This is a genomic window from Candidatus Palauibacter sp. (assembly GCF_965222475.1).
GTDB lineage: Bacteria > Gemmatimonadota > Gemmatimonadetes > Palauibacterales > Palauibacteraceae > Palauibacter.
Genome location: NZ_CBDCUB010000002.1, coordinates 71,813 through 85,865 on the forward strand (window position 1 = coordinate 71,813; position 14,053 = coordinate 85,865).

The following is a 14,053-nucleotide window of genomic DNA, read 5'->3' on the forward strand; positions in this document are numbered from 1 at the left end:
GTTACGCGGCGTCGCCGAGGCTGACGCAACGGCCCGCCCGGTCGATGCGTTCGACTCCGCGGTGGCCGCTCCAGCCGGCCGGGGCGCGGTCGATCCGCTGACCGGGGTCGAGGAGCACGCACGCCGCGGGGGCGAAGCGCGCCGCGAGCCGCGACGTGCGGTCCCGGTCGTCCAGCACGAGACGAGCGGAGGCGTGAGGCAGCGCCACGATGCCCTCGGCCAGGCCGAGGCCCGCGTCGAAGACCTCGGGGTTTCCCGCGCCCCAGGGCGGCCGGTCGTGAAAGAGCACGACACGGTCCGTGAGCACCATGGCGCCCGCCGAACGGCCGATCACGGCCCGCTCACCCAGGAGTTCCCGGCCGCCGAACAGACGCAGCCGACTCAGCAGGAGACCGACGTGTCCGCCGGCGACGACGACGGCTGCCGTGTCTTCGAGCAGCCGCTCGACCTCGCTGCGCTGCGTTCGCACCGCGTCTCGCGCCTCGGGGGTGTAGGCACACTCGAACTCGGACCGGATCTCGGCCGCCCGGGAGAGCTGACGGTCGTCGAGTCGCCGGATCGCTTCAAGCGCCTCGGCCCTCTCCGCCGACAGAACCGACGCGTCCCCCCGCAGGTCTACCAGGCAGACGTAGGCGTCGATGCAGCCGGCGAGCCGCACGTTGTATGCTCGGCGCAGCAGCTTGAGCCGGTCCTGCGCCTCCCGGCGCGCCCGGGCCAACTCCGGATCCGCGTCGGCGACCCGGGCCGAACGCCGGTACAACTGGAGATCGACCACGCGCGCCGCGAGGCGGGGATCGAAGAGGCCGACCTGCGCTTCCCGCCACCCGGCCGTGACGGCCGCGATGCGCGAGTCCGGTGACACCGCGCCCGCGGCTTCCAGCTCTTCGATCACGTTGGATAGCGTGTTCCGGCCGTCGCGCGGCCCCAGGAGGACGACGGGCGGCGCGGTCGCCGGAGTCGAGCGACCCCGCCTGGCGCTCATGTGGCGCTCATGTGGCGCTCATGTGGTGCGAACCCTGACCCACCGGCCTACCGCGTCGAGCATATTGCGCAGTTCGTCGTAGTCCGGGTGCCGCATGCGGACCCACGCGTTCGCCATGTAGCCAGCCTCCACCGGCTGGGTCGGGGTGCCCGGGGGCGGAAGGTGCACGTCGATGACCCACTCTCCGAAACGTGCTTCGACTCTGTCCAGACCCTCATACCCCGCAATCCGCCCATCGGACTCGGGGCGCAGCGTGACGATGCCCGCGGAGTATCGTCGAGAGGCCTTCTGCGCCTTTCGGCCGTGGACGATGCAGGCGGCCCATTCCCGATACACGTCCATTTCGTTGGCGGCGCAGTACAGATCCCAGGCTCTCACGCCGGGCGGCCGGCAGCCGATCTCGGAAAACTTGAGCCCCTTGTCCCCGAAGAACCATTCCATGTGAGTCGCCGAGGTCCCGATCTCGAGCGCATCTATGACCCTCTTCCCCAGTTCCCGGACCTCGGCGTAGGGCGCGGCCGTGTCGATCCGGTTCGTCGCGATGAACTGCGGCGAGACCTCTCGCGTCCGCATCGCCTCGAGCACGTTTGGGTAGTAGTGGGTCATGAAGTCGTGGACGACCACGCCGCCGACGGTGAGCGTGTCGTAGAACGCCTCGTGTCCGTCGACGAACTCCTCTACCGCAACTTCGGCACCCACGCCCACTCCGAGTGTCGGGAGCAACTCCGCGAGCCGCGGCTCGTCCTCCACGCGATAGGTGCCCGAGGCGCCGGCCCCGGCGCGAGGCTTGACGATGAGGGGATAGCCCACCCGGCGACCGAACTTCAGGATCTCGCCCGCATCGCCCCCGCCCATCGACTGCGCGGTGGCCACGCCCGCCTCGCGCAGCGCGTCCTTCATGGCCGGCTTGTCGCGGCACAGGTGCGCCGTACGGACCGATGTGCCGGCCAGCCCCGCCGCTGCCCGCACGCGGGCGACCGGAAGGATGTGCGCCTCGACCGTGGCCTCGAGGCGATCGACCGGCCGCTGCCGATGGATCGCCTGCACAGCCCGGGCGAGCGCGGGTTCGTCGCAGACCGAGCCGACCTGCTCGTAGCACGTGAGCCACGCATGCAGGTCGGAGCCCAGCGCGTCGAGCGGCGCTTCGCCGACCGCCGACACTTCGGCGCCGACTTCGTGCAGACCACGGACGAAGTCCTTCTGGTTCCCTGGGAATCGGGGTTCGACGAATACGACGTGCATCAGGGGTCCAACCTTCACTTTGAGGGCCCGGCATTGTACAGTCCTTCCTCTCAAACGCCAGCCCGGCGGCCCGGATCCGGCCCGCCGATGTCGGAAGACCTGGAAGGTCCATGCCCAACGTCGCGTTCGTCGCTCCGTTCTATCTCCCTACCACGCTGCGCTTTCTGGAAGCCGCGGCGGGGCTCGCCGACGTGCGTCTGGGGGTCGTGACGCAGGAGCCCATCGAGAAGGCGCCGGCGTCGCTCCGCCAGCGGATCACCGCGTACGCGCGGGTCGATGACGCGCTATCGGCGGAGGGCATCCACGTCGGGCTCCGGCAACTCGCGAGCGACCTCGGCTCCGTCGACCGACTCCTCGGGGCGCTCGAAGACCTCCAGGTGCCACTCGGAGAGCTGCGTGACACACTCGGGCTCCCCGGCATGGGAGCGGAGGCCGCACGCAATTTCCGCGACAAGTCGCGCATGAAGGACGTGCTTCGCGCCCACGGCCTGCCCTGTGCCCGGCATGCACTCGTCCGGGACGAGGCCGAACCGACCGCCTTCTCCGCCGAGACCGGGTTCCCCCTCATCGTGAAGCCGCCGGCCGGCTCGGGCGCGCGCGGCACTTTCCGCGTCGAGACCCCCGCCCAGTTGCGCACCGCCATCGCCATGTCCCGTCCCAGCGCGGACCGGCCCACGCTGATAGAAGAGTTCGTGGTGGGCGAGGAACACTCATTCGACGCGGTGTCGATCGGGGGGCGCCTCCTGTGGCACTCGATCAACCACTACCTGCCTTCTCCGCTCGAGGTGCTCCGGGAGCCCTGGATCCAGTGGTGCGTACTCCTTCCGCGCGAAGTCGACCCGCCGCGCTACGACGAGATCCGCCGCGTGGCCCCGCCGGCCCTCGACGCCCTGGGCATGGATACCGGACTCAGCCACATGGAATGGTTCCGGCGCCCGGATGGGGCGGTGGCGATCTCCGAGGTCGGGGCCCGGCCACCCGGCGCGCAGTTCGTCACGCTCATCTCGCACGCGCACGATTTCGATCTCTACCGGGCGTGGGCGCGGCTGATGGTCTTCGACGATTTCGATCCGCCGGCCCGGCCCTACGCGGCGGGCGCGGCGTATCTCCGCGGTCGGGGGCGCGGACCGGTGCGGCGTGTTGCGGGACTCGAGGAGGTTGCGCGCGAGCTGGGGCCGCTCTGCGTCGAGTGGCGGCTTCCGCGCGCGGGACAGGCCCAGAGCGCGTCCTACGAAGGGGAAGGCTACATCATCGTGCGCCACCCGGAGACCGAGGTCGTCGAGGAGGCGCTGGGAAGGATCATCACCCGCGTTCGAGTAGAGCTGGGGACATGAATGTACTGATGATTTCGCCGGGGTATCCGGCCGAGATGCCATACTTCACGCGCGGGCTCGCGGAGGTGGGTGCGACGGTCATCGGGCTCGGAGACCAGCCCGGGTCGGCACTGCCCGAGATCGCCCGGGCGAGCGTGGCGACTCACCTGCAGGTGCGGTCGCTGGCCGACGAAGCCGACGTCATGCGGCAGGTGGCGGCTCTGGCCGCGAAGACTCGCCTCGACCGCGTGGAGTGCCTGTGGGAGCCCTACATGATCCTCGCCGCCAGGCTCCGGGAGATGCTGGAGCTCCCGGGGCCGACGGTCGAGCAGACGCTGCCCTTCCGCGACAAGGAGATCATGAAGGACGTGCTCGACGACGCCGGCATCCGGACGCCGCGCCACGGGAGGGCCACGAGTATCGCCGAGTGCCGCGACGTGGCCGAGCGGGTGGGGTTCCCGCTCATCGTGAAGCCGGTGGCCGGGGCCGGCTCGGCCGACACCTACCGCGTCGACTCCGAGGGTGAACTCGAGCAGGTGTTCCCCGCGCTGCGGCACGTCCCCCAGGTCACGGTGGAAGAGTTCATCGAGGGCGAGGACATGACCTTCGACACCCTGACGGTCGGTGGCATGGTCGCCCACTACAACATCTGCCGGTACTGGCCGCGGGCGCTCGAGTCCAAGATGCACGAGTGGTTGAGCCCGATTACGTACGCGCTGCGAGACGTGGAAGCGGAGGACGTCGCCGCCGGCCGCGAGATGGGATTCGCCGTCCTGGCCGCGCTCGGGTTCGAGACCGGGTACACGCATATGGAGTGGTACCGGACGGCGGACGGGGAAGCCGTGTTCGGGGAGATCGCCGCGCGCCCGCCGGGAGTGCGGACCGTCGATCTCATCAACTACGCGAGCGACATCGACACCTACCGGGGCTGGGCCGAAGGGGTCGTCCACGCGACGTGGTCACAGCCGGTGGAGCGGAAGTACAACGCCTGCTGGATCGTGAAACGCGCACGGGGACACGGCCGGATCGAACGCATCGAGGGGCTCGGCCCCCTGCTGCAGGAATACGGCGACCGGGTGTGCAGCCTCGATCTGCTCCCGATCGGCGCGCCCCGCCGCAACTGGCAGGCGACCCTCGTGTCCGACGGGATGATCTTCCTCCGGCATCCCGACATGGCGGCGCTGGAAGCGATCGCCGGCGAGTTCTCGACGCGGCTTCAGCTCTACGCGGCCTGACCCGCCGCCGCCGTCAAGGCGTGGTCGCCGCCGTCTCTGGTGTCCACCCGACGCCGAACTCATAATAATCCAATCCATACGGCAGGGCGCGTCTTGTCCGGGGCCGTACGAGATTCGGTTACATGTGACGGACCGCGAGCCTCGCGAGGCGAGTGTGACGGACAAACCAGCGAGTTGCGCCCGTCGTCGGGGCGGGCGGTGGTGGCCGGCGGCGGGATGGCTCGCCGCGCTGGGGTTCCTCTCCTGCGTCGACGACCCCGCCGGACCCGCGCCGCCCCCTGCGTTACCGACGTCCGTCGACCCGGACCGGGCGGCGCTGGTGGCGCTCTACGAGTCGACCGACGGGCCGAACTGGGTCAACAGCCAGAACTGGCTCACCGACGCGCCGCTGGGAGAGTGGTACGGGGTGGACACCGACCGTAACGGGCGGGTACGGCGTCTTGATCTGGCTGGCCGGGGGGATGGCATAGGAAAGCCGTGGGTATCGCACGGCCTCTCGGGCCCGGTCCCCTCCGAAATCGGCAGTCTCACGAACCTGTGGTATCTCCGCCTCTACGCCAACAATCTCACGGGCCCGATCCCGGCGGAACTCGGCGGCCTCGTCGACCTCGCGACGCTGGACCTCGGCATCAACGAGCTTTCGGGCCCGCTCCCACCGGAACTCGGCAGGCTCACCAACCTGACGTACCTGCGCCTCTCCGATAACAATCTCACGGGCCCGATCCCACCGGAACTCGGCGCCCTCGTCAACCTGAGAACACTGGCCCTCGCCAGGAACGAACTTTCTCGGCCGATCCCGGCGGAACTCGGCGGCCTCGCCCAACTGGGGTACCTCGGCCTTGGCAGGAACCAACTTTCAGGCCCGATCCCGCCCGCACTCGGCGGCCTCGCCTCCCTGACGGACCTGCTCCTCCATTCCAACGACCTCACGGGCCCGATCCCGGCGGAACTCGGCGGCCTCGCCAACCTGACGTCGCTGTACCTCTGGGGGAACGAACTCACCGGCCCCATCCCGCGGGGCTTCGTGCAACTTGACCACCTCGACGACCTCTATCTCGGACGGAGCAGGGTTTGTGTGCCCGGCACGTCCGCTTTCGCGGAGTGGCTGGAGGGCATCGAGAACCACGATGCCGACGCGGCGTCCTCCTGCAACGCGACCGACGTGGCCGCACTCGAGTCGCTCTACGAAGCGACTGGCGGCGCGGGCTGGACGCAGTCCGGCGGCTGGACGGGCGAAGATGCCGTGGCCTCCTGGTATGGCGTCACGGCCGATTCCCTCGGCCGGGTGACGGAACTCGATCTTGCCCGCAACGCATTGAACGGCCGATTGCCCGCGCAACTGGGGGAACTGTCGCGCATGACCATATTGCGCATCGGCGGCAACGTCCTCGCGGGCCGGCTGCCACGGACACTGGCGCGACTCTCGCTGCGGGAACTCGACTACGCAGACACCCAATTGTGCGCCCCGGCAGAGGCGGCATTCCAGGCCTGGCTGAGCGGCATTCCGTCGCACGAGGGGACCGGCATCCAGTGCGAGCCGCTCTCGGACCGCAAGATCCTTGAAATCCTGTATGAGGCGACGGGAGGGCCGACGTGGGGCAATAGCGAAGACTGGCTGACGAACGCGCCGCTGGAGGACTGGTACGGGGTCGAGGTCGATGGCGAGGGCCGCGCGGCGCGGTTGGCCCTTCAGTCAAGCAATCTCAGGGGCCCGATCCCACCCGAACTCGGCGGCCTCTCCAATCTTGTGGAGCTGGACCTCGCGGAGAACGAGCTTTCGGGCCCGATACCGCCCGCACTTGGCGAACTCTCCAACCTGACGACGCTGGACCTCGGGCGAAACGCACTCACGGGCGCGATACCGCCCGCACTCGGCGGCCTCTCCAGCCTTGAGTTGCTGGCGCTCGGCGAGAACGAACTCGAAGGCCCGATCCCCGCCGCACTCGGCAACATCTCCGGCCTGAAGCGACTGGAACTGTGGGGCAACAGCCTGACGGGAACCATCCCGCCCGCACTCGGGGATCTCTCCAACCTGACGTGGCTGGAGTTGCATGGTAACGATCTGAGCGGTCCGATCCCCCCCGAACTCGGCAATCTCTCCAGCCTTACCGAGCTTCTCCTGCAGGACAACGGCTTTACGGGGCCGATCCCGCGCGAACTCGGCGGCCTCGCCAGCGTCGAGCGGATCCTCCTGTGGGGGAACGCCCTGACGGGCACGATCCCGCCGGGACTCGGCTACGTTGCCACCCTGAGGGTCCTGTCCGTGCGCGACAATGCCCTTTCCGGAGCGATCCCCGCCGAACTCGGCAGTCTCTCCTCGCTGACGTATTTGGACCTCCGCCGCAACGAGCTGACGGGCCTGCTCCCGCGACAGCTCGGCGACCTTTCGATGCTGGAGCACCTGGTCGTCGACGACAACAAGCTGATGGGCCCCGTGCCCCGCGAGTTTGGCGGCATGGCGAGCCTGCAGGAGATGTCCCTCTCGAACAACCGGTCCATGGCGGGGCCGTTTCCAATCGAGATGGCGGCGCTTCACCGGCTCGACGTGCTCCTGGCCGCGGGCACGCGCCTGTGCGCGCCGTCAGACCCCGGGTTCCAGGTGTGGCTGGCCGGGATTTACAAGCGCCGGATCGCCCCCTGCGTCGAGGGAGACCTGCCGGCCGCGTACCTGACCCAGGCGGTGCAGTCACGTGACTTTCCCGTCCCGCTGGTGGCGGGCAGGAAAGCGCTGTTGCGTGTGTTCCCGACGGCGAGCCGGACCACCAGCCAAGGGATTCCGGCGGTCCGGGCCCGGTTCTACCGGGACGGCACGGAGACGCACGTGGAGGACATTCCGCGCCGGTCCGAGCCCATCCCGACCACGGTGGACGAGAGCGATCTCTCGAAGTCCGCCAACGCCGGGATTCCGGGCCATGTCGTTCAGCCGGGGCTCGAGATAGTGATCGAAGTCGACCCGGACGGGACACTGGATCCGAGCCTGGGGGTTGCAACGCGGATCCCGGACACGGGGCGGCTGCCGGTAGAGGTCCGGGCCGTGCCGCTGTTCGACCTGACGCTGATCCCCTTCATCTGGAGCGAGACGCAGGATTCGTCGATCGTGGACCTCGTCAGGGAGATGACAGCGGACCCTGAGAACCACGAAATGTTCGGGGACGCGCGCGCGTTGCTGCCGATCGGCGATCTGGCGGTCACGGCGCACGAGCCCGTGCTGACCTCGACCAACAGCGCGCGCGCTCTACTCAACCAGACCGCCGTCATTCGGGCCCTGGAAGGCGGGACCGGCCACTACAAGGGAATGATGGTGCGCCCCTTGCTGGGACCCGTGAGGGGAGTGGCCAAGCTCCCCGGGCGGTCGACTTTCTCCCTGCCGGCCCCGGATGTCATAGCTCACGAACTCGGTCACAACCTGAATCTCCGCCACGCGCCGTGCGGTTTAGCCGGCGGCCCCGACCCTTCGTTCCCCTACGCGAACGGGTCAATCGGGGCCTGGGGTTACGATTCCCGTGACGGCGGCCGGTTGGTGCAGCCTCCCACACCGGACCTGATGTCGTACTGCGGGCCGCCAGACTGGATCAGCGACTACCACTTCACCAACGCGCTTCGCTTCCGTCTAAGCGATGCGGACAGCGTGGGGCTCCCGGATCGCGCGCAGCGGACGAGGGCGATGCTCCTGTGGGGCGGCGTGGACGCTGACGGCGTACCGTTCCTCGAACCGGCCGTCCTGGTCGATGCACCGCCGGACTTGCCGCGCTCGGACGGTGCGTACCGGCTCTCCGGACACTCCGCCGCCGGCGACGAGCTGTTCTCTTTCGGATTCGACATGCCCGAGGTGGCCGACGGCGACGGCAGTTCCGGCTTCGCCTTCGTGCTCCCCGTGCGACCGGGGTGGGGGCGCGACCTGGCGAGCATCACGCTTTCGGGACCCGGCGGATCGGTCACGCTCGATGGGGAAACCGACCGGCCGGCGGCGATCCTCCGCGACCCGCGAACGGGGACGGTGCGTGGCATCCTGCACGATTTGCCGACGACGACCGTGACCCGGGCAGACGCGGTCGCCGCCGCCTCGCCCGACCCGGGCCTCGAAGTACTGTTCAGCCGGGGGATACCGGACGGCGAGGCGTGGCGGCGCTAATCGAGCAGCGGGCGGCGGGCGTTCAGCCCGTGCCCGTTGCCCTGTACCTCTCGGTCCGCTGGAGGACGAGGAAGCCGAGCGGCGGCAGGTCGACTGTGAGCGCGGCCGGGCGCCCCAGGTAATCGACCTCCTCCGCAGACTCGGGCAGCTGCGTACGGACGCCTCCTCCGAACGCGGGGTCGCCGCTGTCGAGGAGCACCTGATAGGTGCCGGCGGCGGGCAGGGCGACCCGGTACTCCGGCCAGGCCGTCGCCGAGAAATTGGCCACCGCGACGACGAAGTCCTCCCAGTCAGGGCGCCAGCGTACGTAGCTCAGCACGCTGTGCCGGGCGTCGTGCACATCCAGCCACTCGAACCCTTCCGGCTTGTGGTCGAGCGCGTGGAGTGCCGGTTCGCGGACATAGACTTCGTTCAGGGCGCGCACCCAGCGCCGGATCCCGCGGTGTGACGGGTCATCGAGCAGCTCCCAGTCGATCGACCCCTCCTCGTCCCACTCCCGCCGCTGGCCGAGTTCGCCACCCATGAAGAGGAGCTTCGCGCCCGGATGGGTCCACATGTAGCCGAGCAGGAGGCGAAGGGTCGCGAACTTCTCTTCGTCCGGTCCCGGCATTTTCTCGAGCAGAGGGCGCTTGAGATGGACGACTTCGTCGTGCGACAGGGGAAGCAGGTGCCGTTCCTGGTGCGCGTAGTGGAGCGAGAACGTCAGCCGGGTGTGTAGCCGCGGCCGCCGCTCCGGCGCCGTGCCGAGGACCCGGAGCGTGTCGTTCATCCACCCCATGTTCCACTTGAAGTCGAACCCGAGTCCCCCTTCGTCCGGGGACGCGGTGATTCCCGGCCACGCGCTGCTCTCCTCCGCGAACAGGAGGACGCCGGGGAAGCGCTCGCGGACCGTCTTCGCGAGCGTCTTGAGGAAGGCGATCGCGCCGAGATTCTCCCGGCCGCCGAGTTCGTTCGGTTCCCACTGCCCCGCCTCGCGGGAATAGTCGAGATGGAGCATGGAAGCCACGGCATCGACGCGCAGGCCGTCGACGTGGTAGCGCTCGATCCAGTAGCGGGCGCTCGAAAGGAGGAAGGAGACGACTTCGGGTCGTCCGAAGTCGAACACGAGCGTGCCCCAGTCGGGATGGACCGCCCTCGTCTCCTCGCCCATCTCATAAAGTGGCGCGCCGTCGAACGTCCTCAGGCCGTGGAGGTCGGGTCCGAAGTGACCCGGGACCCAGTCGAGCACGACGCCCAGCCCGAGACGGTGCGCCTTGTCCACGAAGTAGGCGAAGTCGTCGGGAGTCCCGTAGCGGGAAGTGGGGGCGAAGTATCCGACCGTCTGGTATCCCCAGCTCGCGTCGTAGGGGTGCTCGGTGACGGGCAGAAGCTCGACGTGTGTGAACCCGAGATCGGCCACATAGGGTAGCAGCTCGCGGGCCAGGGCCCGGTAGCCGAGCCAGGAGCCGTCCGCATGCCGACGCCAGGAGCCGAGGTGGACTTCATAGATGGAGACCGGCGCGGTGGGGGCCGAACGCTGCCGCCTGCCCTCCAGCCACGTCCTGTCCATCCAGGGGTATGGGTCTCCGGCGACGACGCGCGACGCGGTGCCGGGCCTCACCTCCATGGCCCGGCCCATGGGATCCGCCTTGTTGACGTCGCGGGGCGTTCCGTCCGCCCCGGAGCGTACATGGTACTTGTAGAGGGCGCCCGGCCCCACACCCGGGAGGAAGAGTTCCCACACGCCGGCGTCGCCAACCGGGGACATCGGATCCCGCCCCGCCTCCCAGGCGTTGAAGGCGCCCACGACGCTCACGGCCTCCGCTCGCGGCGCCCACACGGCGAACCGGGTGCCCGCTGCGCCATCGCGCTCGCAGGGGTGCGCGCCGAGCAGGTCGTACAGCGCGGATTCCCGGCCCGCGCGGAACGGCTCCAGGTCGGCGGCCGAGAGGGGGAACGAAGGGTCGCGCGCCGGAGTTTTGAGAGGTCCGGGCGGGCCGCTAGTTTTTTGGTGTTCGATCTGCCACCTCATCGCGGGATCTTCCCCAAGTATGAGCCGGATGCCTACGATCGCCAAGCCGATGACCGAGAGCGCGCGCCGCGGGGTACGCCCCGCCGAGGAACTCGCGGCCGTGCACCTCGTCACCGAATACTGGCCGTACGCGCGGACGGGCGGTCTCGCCGAGGCCGTGCGGGGGATCGCGACCTTCCAGGCCGCCCAGGGCACTCCGGTCACCGTCTTCATGCCCCTGTACGGGTCCGTCCGCGACGCCTATCCCGACCTGGAGCCGATCGCGGACGCATTCCGCGTGCGCGTGGGACCGCGGGTGGAGGAAGCGCGAATCCTCCAGCATCCGGGTCCGCGCCGGAACCCGAGGGTCCTGTTCATCGACCATCCCGGATTCTTCGACCGTGGGAGGTAACACTCAATCGGAAAAGTGCCCCCGACGTCCGGCTCCTCCCAGCTCACCTCCAGCGTCCCGGCCTCACCCGGCGGCGCCGTCACACTCCTGCCGCCACCGGCTCCGTACCCGCCGCCCCGCCCGGGAGGAAGGCACCCGTGTCTCCACGCACCGGGGATCCGCCGCGAATCGCTCGAAACCCGCTCTGACAAGGGCGGCATGGCGATCTCCGGCTATCCCCGCACGCCAAGTCCGGCCATTTTCCGGCCAACTATCCCGGAATCGCCTCCCGCGGGCCGCCCCCGGGCGGCGTGGTAGAAATCCGGGCTAAGGCGCTGACCTCGGTGCGCCCCCGGGAGGAGGTCAGCCGAGCAACGTCCCCTCGCTCGGCTGACCCCTCCAAACCGTCATCCATGACCCGCGTGGCTACGGCACGGGCGGCAGTACGACGTTCACCCTCAGAGTGTCCCTCTTGAGTGCGGGATCCCACTGGTCGTAGACCGTCACCCGCATGCTGTCGATCGACACGGTCCTTAGCCCCGAGATCTCCGGCGGCGTGAACGTCAGGGACAGGCAGCCGGGCCACGTGCCGCCGGACAGCGGAAGTCTAAACCTTGCCTGGTACCGTCCATCCGCACGCGTACGCGCGTCACGAGTCGGCCCGGATGGATTTCTGCACGCGATTCCGTCAGCATCTCTTCTCACAAAACCCTCGACCCTGACATCGCCCACTCCGTTGCCAGCAGAGTCCGTCACCGTGCCGGCGATGTTCAGGCCGCTCTGCCCACCATCCAGCGGCGGGACCGACGGGGGAACCGCGGGATCCGCTCCGCATCCCGCCATGATCAGCCCGAGATAGGCGGCGATAGTGCCATGCCAGTTAACCATGTTTCTAACCGCCTTCCCCGTACAGATTCTTGAGCCAGAGCAGGCGCACATGACCCTCAACCCACGCGTGGTTGCTCTGATTCTCCTGAGTCGGGTGAGGGTCGCGGGTCGGAAAGTAGTCGTCGCCTCCCGTTATCGAGCTGTCTACGTCCGCCTCCAGGCACCAGATCAGATGATCGATCCCGCCCGGGCTGACCCACTCCGACCCCTCCCGAACCTCACAATCGTCCATGACCTCGTAGAGATCCTCGGCGCTGATGCTCAGCGAGTCATGTCCTTCGTCGGCCGCGTCGAGGAGGTCATAGAAGAATGCGGCGACGGTCCCTTCATCCAAGCTGCCGTCCTCGCCAGCACGGTAGTACGAGTTTCCCTCAAGAATCGTCTCGGTGAAGCGCGGGTCGGGGTCGATGTCGTTGGCGTAGACGGTGGTCTGAGTTTTCATGCCGAAGTAGTCCGCCCAGCCCTCGTTGTAGGCGCACCCGAGATCCACCACTACATTTGGCGCATGATTGCGGCAGATGTCTTGATCAAACCACGCGACGTCTCCCAACAGCTCGTCGTGAACGGCGTGGCCGTACTCATGCGAAAAGACGAAGATGCCGTACCCGCCCCAGATGCAGTCCCAGTTGGCGTCCTCGACTATCCGAATCGCTTCTTCGCCCGTCAGGAAGTTGCACCCCTCCTCCGGGAGCCTCGGAGGGTTCACTTTGATCGTAACGGTGGAGCGAGACGGAAACAGTTCCTCGGCATCGCGAATGGAATGCCACGCGATGACCCACGTCCGGCTCTCCAGCGACCGCAGCTGATACTGCAGCTCCTCGCCGCAGTCTCCGTGACCAAAGTCGAAGCTGCTGTTCGCTAGGGGTACAACCCGCGCCTTCGAGTCTCTGAAGATCGCGGTTCCGTCGCCTCTCGCGCCGTAGACAGGGCAGCTGACCTCAGCCGTTCCCTCGGAATCGGCGTATCCGGAGCCGGAATCCTCGTAGTCGTCGGGGCCGTCAACGATCTCGTACTCGTAGTAGATACCGGGTATCGCCCGATTGCCGTTGAGATCCATGTCGTAATACACGAAGGAAATGCAGACCTCACCAGAGCCGCAAGATTGTGCGCCGAAGAGCTTTCTGATCAACTCGACGGCGGGCTCCACGAGCGCGCTGAAGCCGGCTTGCGTAGGCTTCGGCTCACCAGTACTAACCTCCCGAAACGGCCCCGGCTGCCGGTAGAAGCCATCGGGCACAGCGTCGGGATCGAAGTCCTCGAGAATGCGCCCGCCCGTCTCTTCGACCAGTAGCCAAACAACTGCATGAGTCGCGGGCTGGGTACGATTGGTAGTCTCGTCCGCCTGGACCTTTTCCGATCGCGCGCTCGCATGCACTCTGTAGATGCCGGCAGCCGGGATAGAGAAGCTCGTTGTCTGGGTGACCTGACCTCCAGCCGAGAATCCCTGGCTCGACTCAAGCTTGGCCGGCAACTGAATCCCCAGCGGCGTCTTGTACGCCTGGCCCCAATCGGACAGCTTGGCCGATTCGACCTCCGGGAGAGTAACGCGCAGGTCGGCGTCGGTGGTTGCGAAGTTTGCCGTGTACGTCACGCTGGGATTGATCGGCTGGTCGGGTTTGAGGGCACCGCTCGCATTGATCGAGAGATCGAACCACTTCCGAGCGGCCATATTCGCCGTAGGCACGTCAGATTGATTCCGAGCAACAGGGCGCCCGGATACCTCTAGCGGCTCTCGCAAAAACCTCGGTCTCTCCTCAGCTTGGGGCCCTTCCACATCGGAACAACCGACCAACGCTACGAGTCCTGCAGCTGCCATGATCGAGCGTTTCATGCTGACCTCCCAAGGTACATGGTGAACTGTTGGGCCGCACAACTTTGGC

General features: G+C 68.0%; 9 protein-coding genes. 4 read left to right on the plus strand and 5 right to left on the minus strand.

What is annotated here, in order from left to right:
• Window position 1 precedes the first annotated feature (1 nt).
• Both ACOQPP_RS05710 and ACOQPP_RS05715 read right to left on the minus strand, forming a co-directional pair.
• Window positions 2-982 carry a hypothetical protein gene (locus tag ACOQPP_RS05710; protein ID WP_420636002.1) on the minus strand — a complete coding sequence of 327 codons (981 nt, stop codon included), beginning with the start codon at window positions 980-982 and terminating at the stop codon, window positions 2-4.
• An 18-nt stretch (window positions 983-1,000) separates the two neighbouring features.
• A complete protein-coding gene (locus ACOQPP_RS05715) occupies window positions 1,001-2,224 on the minus strand; it encodes an ATP-grasp domain-containing protein (RefSeq protein WP_420636003.1) in 1,224 nt (407 codons plus the stop codon).
• A 110-nt stretch (window positions 2,225-2,334) separates the two neighbouring features.
• Here ACOQPP_RS05715 and ACOQPP_RS05720 point away from each other — a divergent pair, with 110 nt between their 5' ends.
• From ACOQPP_RS05720 to ACOQPP_RS05730, 3 genes are all read left to right on the plus strand, one after another.
• Complete coding sequence (locus ACOQPP_RS05720) at window positions 2,335-3,558, plus strand: ATP-grasp domain-containing protein (RefSeq protein ID WP_419166203.1); 1,224 nt, start codon at window positions 2,335-2,337, stop codon at window positions 3,556-3,558.
• Complete coding sequence (locus tag ACOQPP_RS05725) at window positions 3,555-4,772, plus strand: ATP-grasp domain-containing protein (protein WP_419166202.1); 1,218 nt, start codon at window positions 3,555-3,557, stop codon at window positions 4,770-4,772. The genes ACOQPP_RS05720 and ACOQPP_RS05725 overlap by 4 nt, the downstream gene beginning before the upstream one ends.
• 154 nt (window positions 4,773-4,926) lie before the next feature.
• A complete protein-coding gene (locus ACOQPP_RS05730) occupies window positions 4,927-8,904 on the plus strand; it encodes a M66 family metalloprotease (protein ID WP_420636004.1) in 3,978 nt (1,325 codons plus the stop codon).
• Between the two features lie 22 nt (window positions 8,905-8,926).
• Here the strand turns inward: ACOQPP_RS05730 and glgB are convergent, their stop codons facing one another.
• Entirely contained in the window at window positions 8,927-10,915 is a 1,989-nt protein-coding gene (gene glgB, locus ACOQPP_RS05735) for a 1,4-alpha-glucan branching protein GlgB (RefSeq protein ID WP_419166200.1), read from the minus strand.
• A 19-nt stretch (window positions 10,916-10,934) separates the two neighbouring features.
• Between glgB and ACOQPP_RS05740 the strand changes: the two genes are divergently transcribed.
• Window positions 10,935-11,306, plus strand: coding sequence for a glycogen/starch synthase (locus ACOQPP_RS05740; protein WP_419166199.1), 372 nt, complete (start codon window positions 10,935-10,937; stop codon window positions 11,304-11,306).
• 405 nt (window positions 11,307-11,711) lie between these two features.
• Here ACOQPP_RS05740 and ACOQPP_RS05745 read toward each other — a convergent pair whose 3' ends face one another.
• Together ACOQPP_RS05745 and ACOQPP_RS05750 are read right to left on the minus strand one after the other, a co-directional pair.
• Window positions 11,712-12,173 carry a carboxypeptidase-like regulatory domain-containing protein gene (locus ACOQPP_RS05745; RefSeq protein ID WP_419166198.1) on the minus strand — a complete coding sequence of 154 codons (462 nt, stop codon included), beginning with the start codon at window positions 12,171-12,173 and terminating at the stop codon, window positions 11,712-11,714.
• A gap of 4 nt (window positions 12,174-12,177) precedes the next feature.
• The gene (locus tag ACOQPP_RS05750; RefSeq protein ID WP_419166197.1) at window positions 12,178-14,004 is read right to left on the minus strand and encodes a hypothetical protein; all 1,827 of its coding nucleotides are present in this window, start codon (window positions 14,002-14,004) and stop codon (window positions 12,178-12,180) included.
• Between the last annotated feature and the right edge of the window lie 49 nt (window positions 14,005-14,053).

Bases quoted from the DNA above. Each gene is read 5' to 3' on its own strand.
- ACOQPP_RS05710 (WP_420636002.1), bottom strand. From the start codon at position 982: ATGAGCGCCAGGCGGGGTCGCTCGACTCCGGCGACCGCGCCGCCCGTC.
- ACOQPP_RS05715 (WP_420636003.1), bottom strand. From the start codon at position 2,224: ATGCACGTCGTATTCGTCGAACCCCGATTCCCAGGGAACCAGAAGGAC.
- ACOQPP_RS05720 (WP_419166203.1), top strand. From the start codon at position 2,335: ATGCCCAACGTCGCGTTCGTCGCTCCGTTCTATCTCCCTACCACGCTG.
- ACOQPP_RS05725 (WP_419166202.1), top strand. From the start codon at position 3,555: ATGAATGTACTGATGATTTCGCCGGGGTATCCGGCCGAGATGCCATAC.
- glgB (WP_419166200.1), bottom strand. From the start codon at position 10,915: ATGAGGTGGCAGATCGAACACCAAAAAACTAGCGGCCCGCCCGGACCT.
- ACOQPP_RS05740 (WP_419166199.1), top strand. From the start codon at position 10,935: ATGAGCCGGATGCCTACGATCGCCAAGCCGATGACCGAGAGCGCGCGC.
- ACOQPP_RS05745 (WP_419166198.1), bottom strand. From the start codon at position 12,173: ATGGTTAACTGGCATGGCACTATCGCCGCCTATCTCGGGCTGATCATG.
- ACOQPP_RS05750 (WP_419166197.1), bottom strand. From the start codon at position 14,004: ATGAAACGCTCGATCATGGCAGCTGCAGGACTCGTAGCGTTGGTCGGT.